The following is a 15518-nucleotide window of genomic DNA, read 5'->3' on the forward strand; positions in this document are numbered from 1 at the left end:
CACATCGGACCCACGGCCGACGCCCAGCGCCAGATGCTGGACGCGCTCGGGGTCGCACAGTCCTCAGCCGCCGACGCGGCGCAGAGCCCCATCGACACCCTGATGCGCCAGGCCGTCCCGGCCTCGATCTTCACCGAGCCCTCGACGGGTTCGGCGACCGACAGCATCATCCCCGCCGCCGCGAGCGAGACCGAGGCGCTGCAGGAGCTGCGCGCCCTCGCCTCGCGCAACACCGTCAACCGACCGATGATCGGTCTCGGCTACTACGGCACCATCACACCGCAGGTGATCCAGCGGAACGTGCTCGAGAACCCGTCCTGGTACACGGCATACACGCCGTACCAGCCGGAGATCTCGCAGGGACGCCTCGAGGCGCTCATCAACTTCCAGACGATGGTCGCCGACCTCACCGGGCTCTCGACCGCGAACGCATCGATGCTCGACGAGTCGACGGCCGTCGCCGAGGGGATGCTGCTGGCCCGCCGCGCATCGAAGTCGAAGAGCACCGTGTTCGCCGTCGACGCCGATGCGCTCCCGCAGACCAAGGCGCTGCTGGCCACGCGTGCGGATGCCGTCGGCATCGAGCTCGTATCGGTGGACTTCGCCACGGGCGAGGAGCTCCCGGCAGAGCTGTTCGGTGTGTTCGTGCAGTACCCGGGCGCATCAGGGCGCGTGTGGAACCCTGCCGCCGTCATCGACGCAGCCCACCTCGCCGGCGGCCTCGCTGTCGTCGCGGCCGACCTGCTCGCGCTGACGCTCATCTCGTCACCCGGCTCGTTCGGCGCCGACGTCGCGGTGGGCACGACCCAGCGCTTCGGCGTGCCGATGGGCTTCGGCGGTCCGCACGCCGGCTACATGGCCGTTCGCGCGGGGCTCGAGCGGCAGCTCCCCGGCCGACTCGTCGGCGTCTCGGTGGATGCCGACGGCAAGCCCGCCTACCGCCTCTCGCTGCAGACGCGCGAGCAGCACATCCGCCGAGAGAAGGCCACGAGCAACATCTGCACCGCGCAGGTGCTGCTCGCGGTCATGGCCTCGATGTACGCGGTGTACCACGGCCCGGACGGACTGCAGGCGATCGCTCGCGACGTCGCCACCAAGACGGCTCTGCTGCGCGACTGGCTGGTCGAGGCCGGCATCGAGGTCTCGCACGAGGCCTTCTTCGACACGCTGCAGGTGCTGGTTCCAGGTCGGGCAGCCGAGTACGTGGCGCAGGCACATCACGGCTACGGCATCCTGCTCCGCGCGGTCGACGCGGACACGGTCGGGATCTCGGTCGACGAGACCACGACGACCACCGAGCTGCACCAGGTCGCGATGGTCTTCGGCGGTACGCAGGAGCGCGTGTTCGGCTTCGGCGACGGATACGACGCCCTCCCGGGGGAGCTGCGTCGCGACGAGGAGTTCCTCACGCACCCGGTGTTCCACGCGCACCGCAGCGAGACGGCCATGATGCGGTACCTCAAGAGCCTCGCCGACCGCGACTACGCGCTCGACCGCGGCATGATCCCGCTCGGCTCGTGCACCATGAAGCTCAACGCGGCCACCGAGATGGCGGCGATCACGTGGCCCGAGTTCGCCGGCATCCACCCGTTCGCTCCTGCGTCGGACGTGCAGGGGTACCTCGACCTCATCGAGCAGCTCGAGGGCTGGCTCGCCGAGGTGACCGGGTACGACGCGGTCTCGCTGCAGCCGAACGCCGGCTCGCAGGGCGAGCTCGCAGGACTCCTCGCGATCCGCGGCTACCACCTGGCGAACGGCGACGCCCAGCGCACCGTCTGCCTGATCCCGTCGTCGGCGCACGGCACGAACGCGGCATCCGCCGTGCTCGCCGGCATGAAGGTGGTCGTGGTCGCGTGCGACGAGCTCGGCAACGTCGACCTCGACGACCTCCGGGCCAAGATCGCGAACCACGCCGAGGAACTCTCTGCGCTGATGATCACGTACCCGTCGACGCACGGCGTGTACGAGCAGGACGTGGTCGAGATCACCTCCGCCGTGCACGATGCCGGCGGACAGGTCTACGTCGACGGCGCGAACCTCAACGCGCTCCTGGGCTATGCGAGGTTCGGCGACCTCGGCGGCGACGTCTCGCACCTGAACCTCCACAAGACGTTCGCGATCCCGCACGGCGGCGGCGGACCCGGCGTCGGTCCTGTGGCCGCGAAGGCGCATCTCGCGCCGTTCCTGCCGTCGCATCCGCTCGCGCAGCGCGCAGAGCACGCGGGTGGCTTCGTGTTCGAGGGCGGGGTCGTCTCTGCCGCGCCGTACGGCTCGGCCGGCGTCCTGCCGATCTCCTGGGCGTACGTGCGCATGATGGGCGCAGACGGCCTCCGTCAGGCGACCGCTGCCGCCGTGCTCTCGGCGAACTACATCGCCGCTCGCCTCGGGGAGCACTACCCGGTGCTGTACGCGGGAGAGAACGGCCGCGTGGCGCACGAGTGCATCCTGGATCTGCGTCCGCTCAAGGAGGCCACGGGCATCACGGTCGACGACGTCGCGAAGCGGCTCATCGACTATGGCTTCCACGCGCCGACCATGTCGTTCCCGGTCGCCGGCACGCTGATGGTCGAGCCGACCGAATCGGAGGACCTGGCCGAGATCGAGCGGTTCATCGAGGCCATGATCATGATCAAGGCCGAAGCGGATGCCGTGGCAGCCGGCCGCTGGCCCGCCGATGACAACCCGCTCGTGCACGCACCGCACACCGCCGTCTCGCTGATCGCGGGGGAGTGGAACCACTCCTACTCGCGTGAGGATGCGGCATACCCTGTGCACGCGCTCGTCGCCGGCAAGTACTGGCCGCCGGTGCGCCGGATCGACCAGGCGTATGGCGACCGCAACCTCGTCTGCGCCTGCCCACCGGTGGAGGCGTTCGCCTGACCCAGGGTCGTCTGCGCCGATGCGGCGCCGGGCTCACCGGCTTCGGTGGATCCGGCGCCGTTTCGTGTTTCGGCGTGTTTCGGGGATGTTACCGATGGTCACCACTCAGTAACAGTTGATTAGCCGAGTGGGGTGCCGGTGAAACGGCGGGTTACGCTCAGGTATCCCTACGCGTTCGACGATGAGCGCGCAGATTTGTTCGACAGTCCAGGAGGACACAATAGTGAAGCGCAACAAGATCGCCCTTGCGGGCACCGCGCTGTTCGCGATCGGCGCCCTGGCGCTCGCGGGCTGCGCGAGCGGCGGCGGCAACGACTCAGGCGACTCCGGCGACGCCGGTGCGACCGATGCAGAAGCCATCATCACCACGAATGGCTCCGAGCCGGAGAACCCGCTCATCCCGACCAACACCAACGAGGTCGGCGGCGGAAAGATCCTCGACGAGATCTTCGCTGGACTCATCTACTACGACGCTGACGGCAAGCCGGTCAACGACGTCGCCGAGGAGATCACGACCGAGGACCCGCAGCACCTCACCGTGAAGCTCAAGGAGGGCCAGACCTTCACCGATGGTGAAGAGGTCACCGCCGACAACTTCATCAAGGCGTGGAACGAGGGCGCGAAGGCCTCGAACAAGCACCTCTCCAGCTACTTCTTCGAGGACATCGAGGGCTTCAGCTACGACGAGGACTCCGAACTCACGGGTCTGCAGCAGGTCGACGACTACACGTTCACGATCGCGCTGAACAAGCCGGCCTCCGACTTCGCACTGCGTCTGGGCTACTCGGCGTTCTACCCGCTTCCCGATGTCGCGTTCGAGGACATGGACGCATTCGGTGAGAACCCGGTCGGCAACGGCCCGTACATGCTCGACGGCGAAGGGTCGTGGCAGCACGACGTGCAGATCGACCTCGTTCGCAACGACGACTACGACGGCGGACGCAAGGCGGCCAACGGCGGTCTGACGATCAAGTTCTACGCCACGCAGGAAGCGGCGTACGCCGACCTCCTCGGCGGCGAGGTCGACGTGATCGATGCGATCCCCGCGGCATCCCTGCCGACCTTCCAGGACGAGCTCGGCGATCGTGCCGTGAACCAGCCCTCTGCTGTGTTCCAGTCCTACACGATCGGTCAGTTCCTGCCGCACTTCTCCGGTGAAGAGGGCATCCTCCGTCGCCAGGCGCTCTCGATGGCGATCGACCGCGAGCAGATCACCGAGAAGATCTTCTCGGGTACCCGCACCCCGGCTGCCGACTTCACGTCGCCGGTCATCGCAGGTTGGTCCGACTCGGTCCCCGGCAGCGAGGTCCTGAAGTACGACCCCGAGAAGGCGAAGGAGCTGTGGGCCGAGGCCGACGCCATCTCGCCGTGGGACGGCACGTTCCAGATCGCGTACAACTCCGACGGTGGTCACCAGGAGTGGGTCGACGCAGTCACGAACCAGATCAAGAACACCCTCGGGATCGACGCCTCCGGCGCACCGTACCCGACGTTCGCGGTCGTCCGTGAAGAGATCAACAACCGCTCGATCAAGACGGCAGCCCGCTCCGGCTGGCAGGCCGACTACCCGGGTCTGTACAACTTCCTGGGCCCGCTCTACGCGAGCAACGCAGGTTCCAACGACGGTGACTACTCGAACCCCGAGTTCGACGACCTCATCGCCGCCGGCATCAGCAACCCCGACACGGACGCGCAGATCGAGGACTTCACCAAGGCGCAGGAGATCCTGTTCAACGATCTCCCCGCGATCCCGCTGTGGTACTCCAACGTGACCGGTGGATTCAGCGAGAACGTCGAGAACGTGACGTTCGGCTGGAACTCCGTCCCGCTGTACTACGAGATCACGAAGGCCGCCAAGTAGGTCTGACCGAGAACGAACCCCGCGAGGCGGTGACGGAGATCGTCACCGCCTCGTAGGCTGTTCTCGCCCGACTTTCTCGCGTTCCTCAGAAAGGGACAGCGGATGCTCTCTTACATCCTCAGACGACTCCTGCAGGTGATCCCGGTCTTCTTCGGGGCCACCCTGCTCATCTACTTCCTGGTCTTCGCAATGCCGGGAGACCCGATTCTTGCGCTCTTCGGAGACCGCACGCCGAACCCGGCGCTCGTGGAGGCACTGCGTGAGCAGTACCACCTGAACGATCCGTTCATCGTGCAGTACTGGTACTACATCACCGGTGTCTTCCAGGGCGACCTCGGCAACACCTTCTCCGGGCGTCCGGTGTCTGCGGTGCTCGCCGACACACTCCCCGTGACCGGCCGCCTCGCAGTGATGGCCATCGCGATCGAGTTCACGCTCGCGATCATCATCGGCACCATCTCGGCGCTCCGCAAGGGAAAGCTGTTCGACAACACCGCCCTCGTGGTGGCGCTCGTCGCGATCGCCATCCCGATCTTCGTGCTCTGCTTCCTCGCGCAGTACTTCCTCGCGATCCAGTGGGGCTGGTTCAAGCCCACGGTGGGGGCCGACAACGACTGGGGAGGTCTCTGGCTTCCGGCGATCGTGCTCGGGTTCAGCCTCTTCGCGGTCAGCATGCGTCTGATGCGCAGCTCCGTCATCGACACGCTGAACCAGGACTGGGTCCGCACGGCATACAGCAAGGGACTGTCACGCGGTCGCGTGATCCCCGTGCACGTGCTGCGCAACTCCCTGATCCCGGTGATCACGAACTCGGCCACCAACTTCGGTGTGCTGCTGGTCGGTGCGACCGTCACCGAGGGCATCTTCAACGTCCCCGGCGTCGGCAACACCCTCTTCCAGGCCGTGCAGCGAGGCGAGGGCCCGACCGTCGTCTCCTTCGTCACGGTGTTCGTCATCCTGTACGTCCTGGTCAACCTGGTCATCGACCTGCTCTACGGTCTGCTCGATCCGAGGATTCGCTATGTCTGATCCCACTTCCCAGAAGCACTACGTCGCTCCGGTCGAGACGGAGTCGATCGCGGTCGACGCGATCCGCATCGCCGAGAAGCCCAGCAACCTGTGGCGTGACGCGTGGACCGATCTGCGCCGTCGTCCGCTGTTCTGGTTCTCGGTCGTCCTCGCTGCGCTGTTCATCGTGATCGCCGCATGGCCGTCGTTGTTCACGAACGTCGATCCCCGCAGCTGCGACCTGATGTACAGCAACGAAGGTCCTGCCGACGGGCACCCCCTCGGATACACGTTCCAGGGCTGCGACATCTACTCGCGTGTGATCTACGGCGCACAGACATCACTCGCCGTCGGTCTGATCGCGACGATCATTGCCTCGTTCCTCGGCCTCATCATGGGTGCCCTCGCCGGGTTCTACGGCGGATGGCTCGATGCGCTGCTCTCGCGCATCGGTGACATCTTCTTCGCGATCCCGTACATCCTGGCCGCCGTCGTCGTCATGACGGTGTTCTCGGACTCCCGTTCGGTGTGGACGCTCGCGTTCGCGATCGGCGGGTTCGCCTGGGCCTCGACCGCACGAGTGGTGCGTGCCGAAATCCTGCGAGTGCGGCAGGCTGACTTCGTGATGGCCTCCCGTGCACTCGGGCAGTCGAAGTTCAGCACGCTCGTGAACCACGTCGTGCCGAACGCCATCGCACCGCTGCTGGTGGTCTCGACCCTGGGGCTCGCCGCTGCGATCGTCGCCGAGGCGACCCTGTCGTTCCTCGGTGTCGGGCTCGGCTCCAGCGTCATGTCGTGGGGCAACGACATCAGCCAGGCTCAGGCCGCGCTGCGCGTCGCTCCCATGGCGCTGATCTATCCGTCGATCGCGCTCACCCTCTCGGTGCTCGCGTTCGTGACCTTGGGCGAGCTCATCCGAGACGCCATCGACCCGAAGGCGAGGGCGCGACGATGAGCGAACGCATTGCTGACCAGGTACCGCTGCTGAGTGTTCGCGACCTCAAGGTCGCGTTCAGGACACAGGACGGACTGCGCGAGGTCCTGCACGGGGTGAGCTTCGATGTGATGCCCGGTGAGACCGTGGCGATCGTCGGCGAGTCGGGTTCCGGCAAGTCCACGACGGCCACGGCCATCGTCAACCTGCTGCCCGGCACGGGTGTGATCACCAACGGATCGATCACGCTCGAAGGCCGAGAGCTGACGACCCTCAGCCGGCATGAGATCGAGAACGTCCGCGGACGGGACATCGGCTTCGTCCCGCAGGATCCGATGTCGAACCTCAACCCGGTGTGGAGCATCGGCTTCCAGGTCAAGGAAGCCATCCGTGCGAACGGCATCGCCGAGGGTCGTGGCGGCGTCAAGGAGCGGGCCGTCGAGGTGCTCCAGCAGGCCGGATTGGCCGACGCCGAGCGTCGCCTGCACCAGTTCCCGCACCAGTTCTCCGGTGGCATGCGCCAGCGGGCGCTGATCGGGATCGGGCTGGCCGCCGACCCGAAGCTGCTGATCGCCGACGAGCCGACCTCGGCGCTCGACGTGACGGTGCAGCGGGTGATCCTGGACCACATGGCGAGCCTCACGCGAGACAAGGGCACCTCGATGCTCCTGATCACGCACGACCTCGGCCTCGCGGCTGAACGCGCCGAGAAGATCATCGTGATGAACGGTGGCCACATCGTCGAAGCAGGCCCGAGCCGGCAGATCCTCGAGGATCCGCAGCATCCGTACACGAAGCGACTGGTCGCCGCGGCACCCAGCGTCGCATCGAAGCGGATCCAGGCCGTCGTCGAGGACCGGGGCATCGAGACGCTCGACGACCTCGCGGACATCCCGCCGACGGTGCGTGTCGCCGGACTCACGAAGGACTACAAGATCCGTCAGGGCGGCTTCCGCAGCGAAGCCTTCCGCGCGGTGGACGACGTGAACTTCGAGATCCCTCGTGGCAAGACGCTGGCTCTCGTCGGGGAGTCGGGTTCCGGCAAGTCCACGGTCGCCAAGATGGTGCTCAAGCTCGAGGAGCCCACCAGCGGCACCATCGAGATCGACGGCCAGGACGTGTCACGGCTGTCGAACGCGCAGGCGTTCGGTCTGCGCCGACGCATGCAGCCGGTGTTCCAGGATCCGTACGGGTCGCTGGACCCGCTCCGGAACATCGGGAACACGATCTCGGAGCCGCTGCAGATCCACGGCGTCGGCGACCGCGCGTCGCAGCGCGAGCGCGTCGAGGAGCTCCTCGACCAGGTCTCGCTGCCGCGTGTGCTCGCGACCCGCTACCCGAACGAGCTGTCCGGTGGTCAGCGTCAGCGTGTGGCGATCGCCCGCGCGCTCGCGCTCAAGCCCGACATCGTGGTGCTCGATGAGGCGGTGTCCGCGCTCGACGTGCTGGTGCAGGATCAGATCCTGCAGCTCCTCGCCGAACTGCAGTCCGAGCTCGACCTGACGTACCTGTTCATCACCCACGACCTCGCGGTCGTCCGGGTGTCGAGCGACCTCGTCTGCGTCATGGAGAAGGGCAGGATCGTCGAGCAGGGGACTGTCGACGAGATCTTCGCCAACCCGCAGCAGGAGTACACGGATCGCCTCCTGCAGGCGATCCCCGGCGCATCGATCACCCTCGGCGGTCACTGACGGTGACGCAGCCGGATCGCCCCGAGGGCGCGCGGACCTTCCGCGCGTCCTCCGGGCCGGTGGTGATGGCGCTGACCTCGGCGCTCGCGCTGTACCTGCTCGGGGACACGGCCGTGCGCGGAAGCCTGATGCAGATGCTCCTCGTGGCTCCGTGGCTGCTGCTCGGTCTGTGGATCGTGTATCAGGTGAGCTTCGTGTCTCGCGTTCGCGTCGATGCCCACGGTGCTCTCGTGCAGAACATGCTGCGGCGCACGACCTTCGGCTGGAGCAGGGTTCGCGACATCGATTTCCGCTGGCAGCTGGAGTTCGCGCTCGACGACGGCAAGACGGTCGCCTGCTATGGCGGACCTGCGCGCTCCCGCCCGACGCGCAGCCGCATGCGATCGAATGATGAGGCGCCGAAGGCGCCGGTCGGCGTCCGGGATCTCTCCGACATCCGTGAGCTCTGGCAGGCCGGGTCTGCCGGGCAGGCGCCGATCGTGCGCAGCTGGGACGGACCGGCGCTCATCGCGCTCGCAGTGATCGTGCTGTGGGCGGTCGGCGCCGTGCTGATCACGCAGGCAGGCTGAGCAGCGGCCCGCTCGTCGTCAGCTCGGCAGCCCGAACACGTCCGGCCAGGTGGCCGCGGCCCACGGATAGCCGACGAACACGGTCGCGTCGATCAGGAAGTGCGCGACGAGGAACGGCAGCAGTCGTCCTGAGCGCTGGAACAGCCAGCCGAACAGCAGTCCCATCGCCAGGTTCCCGATGAACGCGCCCGGCCCTTGGTACAGGTGGTAGCTCGCGCGCAGGATCGAGGTGGCGATGATGATCGTCCACGGGCTCCAGCCGAGCTGCTTCAGTCGTGCGAACAGGTAGCCCAGCACGACGAACTCCTCCTGCAGCGAGGCACGAGCCGCCGCGAGCAGGAGGATCGGCACGGTCCACCAATGCGCGTCGAGTCCAGCGGGGTTCACGGCCACGAACAGCCCGAGTGCGCGGCCGGCGATGTACAGACCGAGACCGGGAATGCCGATCGCGAGCACGAGCAGCACGCCTCGCCCAGCGTCGGTGCCCATCCGAGTGCCGTCGAGCCCGAGCCGGCCGAGGTGCGGACGCGAGGTCTGCCAGAGCAGGAAGCAGACCAGCAGCACCGGCACGAGCGAGAATCCGATGGACAGCACCTGATAGATCAGGTCGAAGATCTCGCGATCGCTGCGGGAGGGGTTCAGCGTCGTGGTCTGGTCGGCGAGCGGCGTGCTGTCTGTGAGCCGGTAGGCGAGCTGCACGATCGCGTAGACGGCCGACTGCCCGAGCCCGAGCGCGAGGACGATCGCGATCTCCCACCACAGTCGAGCGCGCGAAGGCGGGGCCGAGAAAAGCGCGCTGTCGGCGGGGAGTCGGGTCACGATCTCGATGCTACGGCCTGCATACAGGAACGAACCCTGTGCGTGCGTTATCCTGGAACGTCGGTTTCTCGACACATCCCACCATCTTCTTAGGACTCATGCATGGCGCACGCCCTCCGCTCTGACCTCCGCAACGTCGCAATCGTCGCGCACGTCGACCACGGCAAGACCACACTCGTCGACGCCATGCTGCGTCAGACGGGCTCTTTCGGCGAACACGCCCACGTCGATGAGCGCGCCATGGACTCCAACGACCTGGAGCGCGAGAAGGGCATCACGATCCTCGCGAAGAACACGGCGATCACCTACAAGGGTGTCCACGCCAAGGACGGCGAGGTGACGATCAACGTGATCGACACCCCCGGCCACGCCGACTTCGGCGGCGAGGTCGAGCGCGGCCTGTCCATGGTCGACGGCGTCGTGCTGCTCGTCGACGCGAGCGAGGGCCCGCTGCCCCAGACCCGCTTCGTGCTGCGCAAGGCGCTCGAGGCGAAGCTCCCCGTCATCCTCTTGGTCAACAAGACCGACCGCCCCGACGCTCGCATCGCCGAGGTCGAGGAGGAGGCGCACGACCTGCTGCTCGGACTGGCGTCCGACCTCGTCGACGACGTGCCCGACCTCGACGTCGACGCGCTGCTCGACGTGCCGGTCGTCTACGCGTCCGGCCGCGCCGGCGCCGCCTCGCGCAACCGCCCGGCCGACGGCTCGCTGCCCGACAACGACGACCTCGAGCCGCTGTTCGAGGCCATCCTCGAGCACGTTCCTGCTCCGGAGTACGACGACGAGCACCCGCTGCAGGCGTGGGTCACCAACCTCGACTCCAGCCCGTTCCTCGGTCGTCTCGCGCTGCTGCGCGTCTTCAACGGCACGCTGAAGAAGGGCCAGACCGTGGCCTGGGTCCGCGCCGACGGCACGCACCAGAACGCTCGCATCACCGAGCTGCTGAAGACCCGCGCTCTCGAGCGCTACCCGGCGGAGTCCGCCGGCCCCGGTGACATCGTCGCCATCGCCGGCTTCGAGAACATCACCATCGGCGAGACCATCGCCGACCCGGAGGACGTTCGTCCGCTGCCCGCGATCACGGTCGACGATCCCGCCATCTCGATGACGATCGGCACCAACACCTCGCCGCTCATGGGCAAGGTCAAGGGTCACAAGCTGACCGCTCGCATGGTCAAGGACCGCCTCGACAAGGAGCTCATCGGCAACGTGTCGCTCAAGGTCGTCGACATCGGACGCCCGGACGCGTGGGAGGTGCAGGGTCGTGGAGAGCTCGCTCTCGCCATCCTCGTCGAGAACATGCGTCGCGAGGGCTTCGAGCTCACGGTCGGCAAGCCGCAGGTGGTCACGAAGAAGATCGACGGCAAGACCTACGAGCCGTTCGAGCACCTGACCATCGACACGCCTGAAGAGCACCTCGGTGCCATCACGCAGCTGCTCGCGAACCGCAAGGGTCGCATGGACAACATGACCAACCACGGCACCGGCTGGGTGCGCATGGAGTTCATCGTCCCGTCGCGCGGCCTGATCGGCTTCCGCAGCGAGTTCCTCACCACGACCCGCGGCACCGGCATCGCGAACGCGATCTCGCACGGCTACGAGCCCTGGGCAGGTTCCATCACGACGCGCCAGAACGGCTCGATCGTCGCCGACCGCCAGGGTGTCGTCACCCCGTTCGCGATGATCGCACTGCAGGAGCGCATGTCGTTCTTCGTGCAGCCCACGCAGGAGGTCTACGAGGGCATGGTCATCGGCGAGAACTCGCGCGCCGACGACATGGACGTCAACATCACGAAGGAGAAGAAGCTCACCAACATGCGTGCGGCGAGCTCCGACACCTTCGAGTCGATGACGCCCCCTCGTCAGCTCACGCTCGAGGAGAGCCTCGAGTTCGCTCGTGACGACGAATGTGTCGAGGTGACCCCCGAGGTCGTCCGCATCCGCAAGGTCGCGCTCGACGCGAACACGCGTGCGCGTGAGACCGCTCGACTGAAGCGCCAGGACGCCAACGCCTGATCTCAGCTGTCCAGGAGAGGGCCCCATCCCGTCGATTTCGACGCGGATGGGGCCCTCTTCTCATGAAATACCCAGGTCAGGGATATTTTTTGTTCAGGTTCGTCATGCAGACTCGGACACTTGCGCCCGGCGAGTCGGCTCCCGATGAGTCGCCCTGCCTGCAGGTCCGGGTGTACGACAACCCGAAAGTCGAACCCTTTGCTTCACCTTCACAACACCCGTGCTTCCCGGCGCGCCGTCGAGGCGGCGCGCGTCCACTCCGCTGTCAGGGCCAGGCGTCCGATGGTGCTGCTGACCACCATCACCGGTGCCCTCCTCGGCATCACGCTCACGGTCGGCGTCGTCTCGACTCCTGCCGCCGGCGCCGAGCGCGCGAACGGCGGGCCGTCCGAGCTCGCCGTCACCTCCGCCGCGTCGCAGGAGCTCTCGCTTCGCGACATCACCGACTCCGCCAACGCCGCGCTGACTGAGGCGCAGGGCGCGGTCACCGCTGCCGACACGCTCACGGCCGACGTCGCCGCCTCCGGGCTCGATCTCGGCGGCGTGCCGACGTCGATCGCCACGACCGAGCTGCAGGACCACATCGACGACCTCGGCGAGCGTGCAGTGATCCCCGCGCTGCTGCTGAGCGATCTGACCGACGACACCATCGCCGACACGCATGCGGTCGAGGCGAGCACTGCGACCCTCCAGGAGGCGTTCTCTGCAGCGCAGGCGCAGAAGGCGGCTGCGGATGCCGAGCGCGCCGCCGCAGAGCAGGCCGCGGCGGCGGCAGCCGCGCTGGCAGCGTCGAACACGGTCGACGGTGCCAAGGCAACCGCAGCCGAGATGGCCTCCAGCCGCTACGGCTGGGGTGCCGATCAGTTCTCCTGCCTCAGCTCGCTGTGGACCAAGGAGTCCGGCTGGAACTACCAGGCGTACAACGCGGACGGCGGAGCAACCGGCATCCCGCAGGCGCTGCCCGGCAGCAAGATGGCATCGGCCGGGAGCGACTGGCAGACGAACGCCGCCACGCAGATCGCCTGGGGCCTCGACTACATCTCGCGTGGATACGGGACGCCGTGCAGCGCATGGTCGCACTCCCAGGCCATGAACTGGTACTGATCCGTACCGCTCCGCTGAAGGCCCGCTCCCGTCCGGGGGTGGGCCTTCGCGGTATCCGGAGGTCGAGGTGCAGCGGAGCTCGAACGTCTGCCGAGCGCGGGGATCAGCGCAGCTCGGAGATGAGGACCGCGCTGGTGCCGGCGACCGTCGCCTCGAAGATGTGGGGAACGTCGCCCGCGTAGGAGAGGTAGTCGCCCGGCTGCAGCGTGACGGGTGCGTCGACCGGTCCGATCCTCGCCTCTCCGGCGATCAGGATCACGTGCTCGGTCGTGCCGACGTGGTGCGGGTCGGATCGGCGCGGATCGCCCGGCTCCGCCTGGATAAGGTAGAGGTCGCGTCTCGCGCCCGGCGGGCTCGCCGACAGCAGGCTCGCGCTGTAGGCGGCGGCGGACGACGGCACGCCGGCCAGATCTGCCGCTCGGATGAGTGTGGGGGCGTTCGCCTGCTGGTCGACGAGCACGGCGAAGGGGACGCCGAGCGCGACGCCCAGCGCCCAGAGGGTCTCGACGCTGGGATTGCCGGCGCCGCCCTCGAGCTGCGAGACCGTCGCCTTCGAGATGCCGGCTCGGCGAGCGAGCTCTGACACCGAGAGTGACGCGGCTTCGCGCTCCCGACGCAGGGTGCGGGCGATTCGTGTTCGGAGATCCTCCATTCGTTCATCATGTCAAACGATCGTTCGCTTGACTATGCCGACACAGATGTTCAGAATGATCATCATGTGTTCAGCGAATCGAACGATCGGGGTGTTCCGGTGATGACACCAGAGCGTGAGGTGTGGCGAGAGGCGCTCGGCGTCGTGCTGGCCACCAGCGCGTACGGGGTATCGTTCGGCGCCCTCGCCGTGGCATCCGGTCTCGACGTCTGGCAGACCTGCGTGCTGAGCCTGCTGATGTTCACCGGCGGCTCGCAGTTCGCCTTCGTCGGCGTCTTCACCGCCGGCGGCGTCGCGGCCCTGCCGTCGGCGATCGCTTCGGCGGTGCTGCTCGGAGTCCGCAACGTCGCGTACGGGATGCGCATGTCGCCGGTGATCGGCGGGGGGGCGCTGCAGCGTGCCGCCGCCGCGCACTTCACGATCGACGAGTCGACCGCCGTCGCGATCTCGCAGAGTGACCCGCGACTCCGGCGCGTCGGATTCTGGATCACCGGGATCGGCATCTTCGTCGGCTGGAACATCACCACCCTGATCGGCGCGCTGGTCGGCGACGTGCTGGGAGACCCGCGGGCATGGGGACTGGATGCCGCAGCCGCTGCCGCGTTCCTCGCACTGCTCTGGCCGCGGCTCCAGCAGCGGCAGGCCATCGCGGTCGGCATCGCCGCCGCCGTCGTCGCCGCCTCGGTCACGCCGTTCCTGATGCCGGGGATTCCGGTGCTGCTCGCGGCGGTCGTCGCGATCGTGGTCGGCTGGTTCAACTGGCTCGGCGACCGGCCCGCACCTGCCGCTGCGGATGCAACGGCGGTGACGCCATGACCATCTGGAGTGCGATCCTGCTCGCCGCGCTGGTCTGCCTCGGACTGAAGGCGGTCGGCTACCTGGTGCCGCCCAAGGTGCTCGAAGCTCCGCGACCAGCACGCATCTCGGATCTGCTCACGGTGGCGCTGCTCGCAGCCCTCGTGGCCGTCCAGACGCTCGGCGCAGGGCAGGCCATCATGGTCGACGCCCGCGTTCCGGCGCTCTTGGTCGCCGCCGGGCTGCTGTGGCTGCGGCAGTCCTTCCTGGTGGTGGTGTTCGCTGCGGCCCTCGTGGCTGCGCTGCTGCGACTGTGGGGACTCGCGCTCTGAGCTCGCACAGCGATGACCGGCGGCACCGACGACGACTGCGCCGGTAGAATCGACGCGTGCGCGTCAGCTGGGTGTCGAGAGTGTTGTCGTGGATCTCTGCGATCCTCGTCGGCGGTGTGTACGGCGTCGCCGGCACGATCGCCCACAGCCTGACCTGGGGGCCGATCCCGGTCGGCCTGATCGTCGGCGCCATCGCCTGCGCAGCGATCCTGATTGCGGTCCGTTCACTCACGCACGACCGTGGCGCGGCGCTGGCTGCCGGCGTCGGCATGGTCGGGATGCTGCTGCTCATCTCCGGCGTGGGCCCTGGCGGGTCCGTCGTGGTGGAGGACTCGCTCGCCGGACGGATCTGGACCTACCTCGTGGCCGGTCTCGTGCTGCTCGTGGTGGCGTGGCCGTCGTTCTCGCGCCTTCCGGTGCGAACCGAGGCTGCGACGACTGCCGTCCCCGTCGTGCCGGAACCGTTGATCACCGCCGTTCCGGCGCACCCCGCCTCCTCGCAGGAGAACGAGCCGCGCGCGCCGTAGACTGGACGGGTGACGTATGTGATCGCCCTGCCGTGTGTCGATGTGAAGGACCGTGCCTGCATCGACGAATGCCCCGTGGACTGCATCTATGAGGGCGAGCGTTCGTTGTACATCCACCCCGATGAATGCGTGGACTGCGGCGCCTGCGAGCCGGTCTGCCCGGTCGAGGCCATCTACTACGAGGATGACCTGCCCGATGAGTGGCAGGACTACTACAAGGCGAACGTCGAGTTCTTCTCGGAGATCGGCTCTCCCGGTGGCGCCGCCAAGGTCGGGGTGTACTCCTTCGATCACCCCGTGATCGCAGCGCTCCCGCCTCAGGGCGAGTAG

Annotated in this window: 14 protein-coding genes; 12 read left to right on the forward strand and 2 right to left on the reverse strand. The window is 67.5% G+C overall.

Annotated elements, in window-relative coordinates:
* The first annotated feature begins 33 nt into the window (after positions 1-33).
* The 6 genes from gcvP (at position 34) to V7Z82_RS00525 (ending at position 8943) form a co-directional block, all read left to right on the forward strand.
* Positions 34-2880, forward strand: a complete 2847-nt coding sequence (gcvP, locus tag V7Z82_RS00500; RefSeq protein WP_442927578.1) for an aminomethyl-transferring glycine dehydrogenase — start codon at positions 34-36, stop codon at positions 2878-2880.
* A gap of 223 nt (positions 2881-3103) precedes the next feature.
* Complete coding sequence (locus V7Z82_RS00505) at positions 3104-4741, forward strand: peptide ABC transporter substrate-binding protein (RefSeq protein ID WP_334146857.1); 1638 nt, start codon at positions 3104-3106, stop codon at positions 4739-4741.
* 102 nt (positions 4742-4843) lie between these two features.
* Entirely contained in the window at positions 4844-5770 is a 927-nt protein-coding gene (locus tag V7Z82_RS00510; RefSeq protein WP_334146859.1) for an ABC transporter permease, read from the forward strand.
* Positions 5763-6704, forward strand: a complete 942-nt coding sequence (locus tag V7Z82_RS00515; RefSeq protein ID WP_334146861.1) for an ABC transporter permease — start codon at positions 5763-5765, stop codon at positions 6702-6704. Before V7Z82_RS00510 ends, V7Z82_RS00515 begins: the two co-directional genes overlap by 8 nt.
* Positions 6701-8374 (forward strand): ABC transporter ATP-binding protein, encoded by a 1674-nt coding sequence (locus V7Z82_RS00520; protein ID WP_334146863.1) that lies wholly within the window; start codon positions 6701-6703, stop codon positions 8372-8374. The genes V7Z82_RS00515 and V7Z82_RS00520 overlap by 4 nt, the downstream gene beginning before the upstream one ends.
* A gap of 2 nt (positions 8375-8376) precedes the next feature.
* Positions 8377-8943 carry a PH domain-containing protein gene (locus tag V7Z82_RS00525; protein WP_334146865.1) on the forward strand — a complete coding sequence of 189 codons (567 nt, stop codon included), beginning with the start codon at positions 8377-8379 and terminating at the stop codon, positions 8941-8943.
* An 18-nt stretch (positions 8944-8961) separates the two neighbouring features.
* On the opposite strand, the gene V7Z82_RS00530 is transcribed toward V7Z82_RS00525, so the two are convergent.
* Entirely contained in the window at positions 8962-9762 is an 801-nt protein-coding gene (locus V7Z82_RS00530) for a CPBP family intramembrane glutamic endopeptidase (RefSeq protein ID WP_334146867.1), read from the reverse strand.
* 102 nt (positions 9763-9864) lie between these two features.
* Here V7Z82_RS00530 and typA point away from each other — a divergent pair, with 102 nt between their 5' ends.
* Positions 9865-11778 (forward strand): translational GTPase TypA, encoded by a 1914-nt coding sequence (gene typA / locus V7Z82_RS00535; protein ID WP_334146869.1) that lies wholly within the window; start codon positions 9865-9867, stop codon positions 11776-11778.
* 282 nt (positions 11779-12060) lie between these two features.
* On the forward strand, positions 12061-12882 hold the full coding sequence (locus V7Z82_RS00540) for a phospholipase (protein WP_334146871.1): 822 nt from the start codon (positions 12061-12063) through the stop codon (positions 12880-12882).
* 103 nt (positions 12883-12985) lie between these two features.
* Here V7Z82_RS00540 and V7Z82_RS00545 read toward each other — a convergent pair whose 3' ends face one another.
* The gene (locus tag V7Z82_RS00545; protein ID WP_334146873.1) at positions 12986-13534 is read right to left on the reverse strand and encodes a helix-turn-helix domain-containing protein; all 549 of its coding nucleotides are present in this window, start codon (positions 13532-13534) and stop codon (positions 12986-12988) included.
* Between the two features lie 102 nt (positions 13535-13636).
* On the opposite strand from V7Z82_RS00545, the gene V7Z82_RS00550 reads away from it, so the two are divergent.
* Genes V7Z82_RS00550 through fdxA form a run of 4 tightly spaced genes read left to right on the forward strand, consistent with a single transcriptional unit; the run spans position 13637 to position 15518 of the window.
* Positions 13637-14350, forward strand: coding sequence for an AzlC family ABC transporter permease (locus V7Z82_RS00550; protein WP_334148299.1), 714 nt, complete (start codon positions 13637-13639; stop codon positions 14348-14350).
* The gene (locus V7Z82_RS00555; RefSeq protein WP_334146875.1) at positions 14347-14661 is read left to right on the forward strand and encodes an AzlD domain-containing protein; all 315 of its coding nucleotides are present in this window, start codon (positions 14347-14349) and stop codon (positions 14659-14661) included. Before V7Z82_RS00550 ends, V7Z82_RS00555 begins: the two co-directional genes overlap by 4 nt.
* A 56-nt stretch (positions 14662-14717) precedes the next feature.
* Complete coding sequence (locus V7Z82_RS00560) at positions 14718-15188, forward strand: histidinol dehydrogenase (protein ID WP_334146877.1); 471 nt, start codon at positions 14718-14720, stop codon at positions 15186-15188.
* 9 nt (positions 15189-15197) lie between these two features.
* The gene (gene fdxA, locus V7Z82_RS00565) at positions 15198-15518 is read left to right on the forward strand and encodes a ferredoxin (protein WP_045280717.1); all 321 of its coding nucleotides are present in this window, start codon (positions 15198-15200) and stop codon (positions 15516-15518) included.

Origin of the sequence: Microbacterium sp. (assembly GCF_036823965.1) — a bacterium.
Classification (GTDB): Bacteria; Actinomycetota; Actinomycetes; order Actinomycetales; family Microbacteriaceae; genus Microbacterium.

What these genes read in the sequence shown, in the direction of transcription:
- V7Z82_RS00545 (WP_334146873.1), bottom strand. Translation starts at nt 13,534, where the DNA reads ATGGAGGATCTCCGAACACGAATCGCCCGCACCCTGCGTCGGGAGCGC.
- typA (WP_334146869.1), top strand. Translation starts at nt 9,865, where the DNA reads ATGGCGCACGCCCTCCGCTCTGACCTCCGCAACGTCGCAATCGTCGCG.
- V7Z82_RS00555 (WP_334146875.1), top strand. Translation starts at nt 14,347, where the DNA reads ATGACCATCTGGAGTGCGATCCTGCTCGCCGCGCTGGTCTGCCTCGGA.
- V7Z82_RS00540 (WP_334146871.1), top strand. Translation starts at nt 12,061, where the DNA reads ATGGTGCTGCTGACCACCATCACCGGTGCCCTCCTCGGCATCACGCTC.
- V7Z82_RS00520 (WP_334146863.1), top strand. Translation starts at nt 6,701, where the DNA reads ATGAGCGAACGCATTGCTGACCAGGTACCGCTGCTGAGTGTTCGCGAC.
- gcvP (WP_442927578.1), top strand. Translation starts at nt 34, where the DNA reads ATGCTGGACGCGCTCGGGGTCGCACAGTCCTCAGCCGCCGACGCGGCG.
- V7Z82_RS00515 (WP_334146861.1), top strand. Translation starts at nt 5,763, where the DNA reads ATGTCTGATCCCACTTCCCAGAAGCACTACGTCGCTCCGGTCGAGACG.
- V7Z82_RS00550 (WP_334148299.1), top strand. Translation starts at nt 13,637, where the DNA reads ATGACACCAGAGCGTGAGGTGTGGCGAGAGGCGCTCGGCGTCGTGCTG.
- V7Z82_RS00510 (WP_334146859.1), top strand. Translation starts at nt 4,844, where the DNA reads ATGCTCTCTTACATCCTCAGACGACTCCTGCAGGTGATCCCGGTCTTC.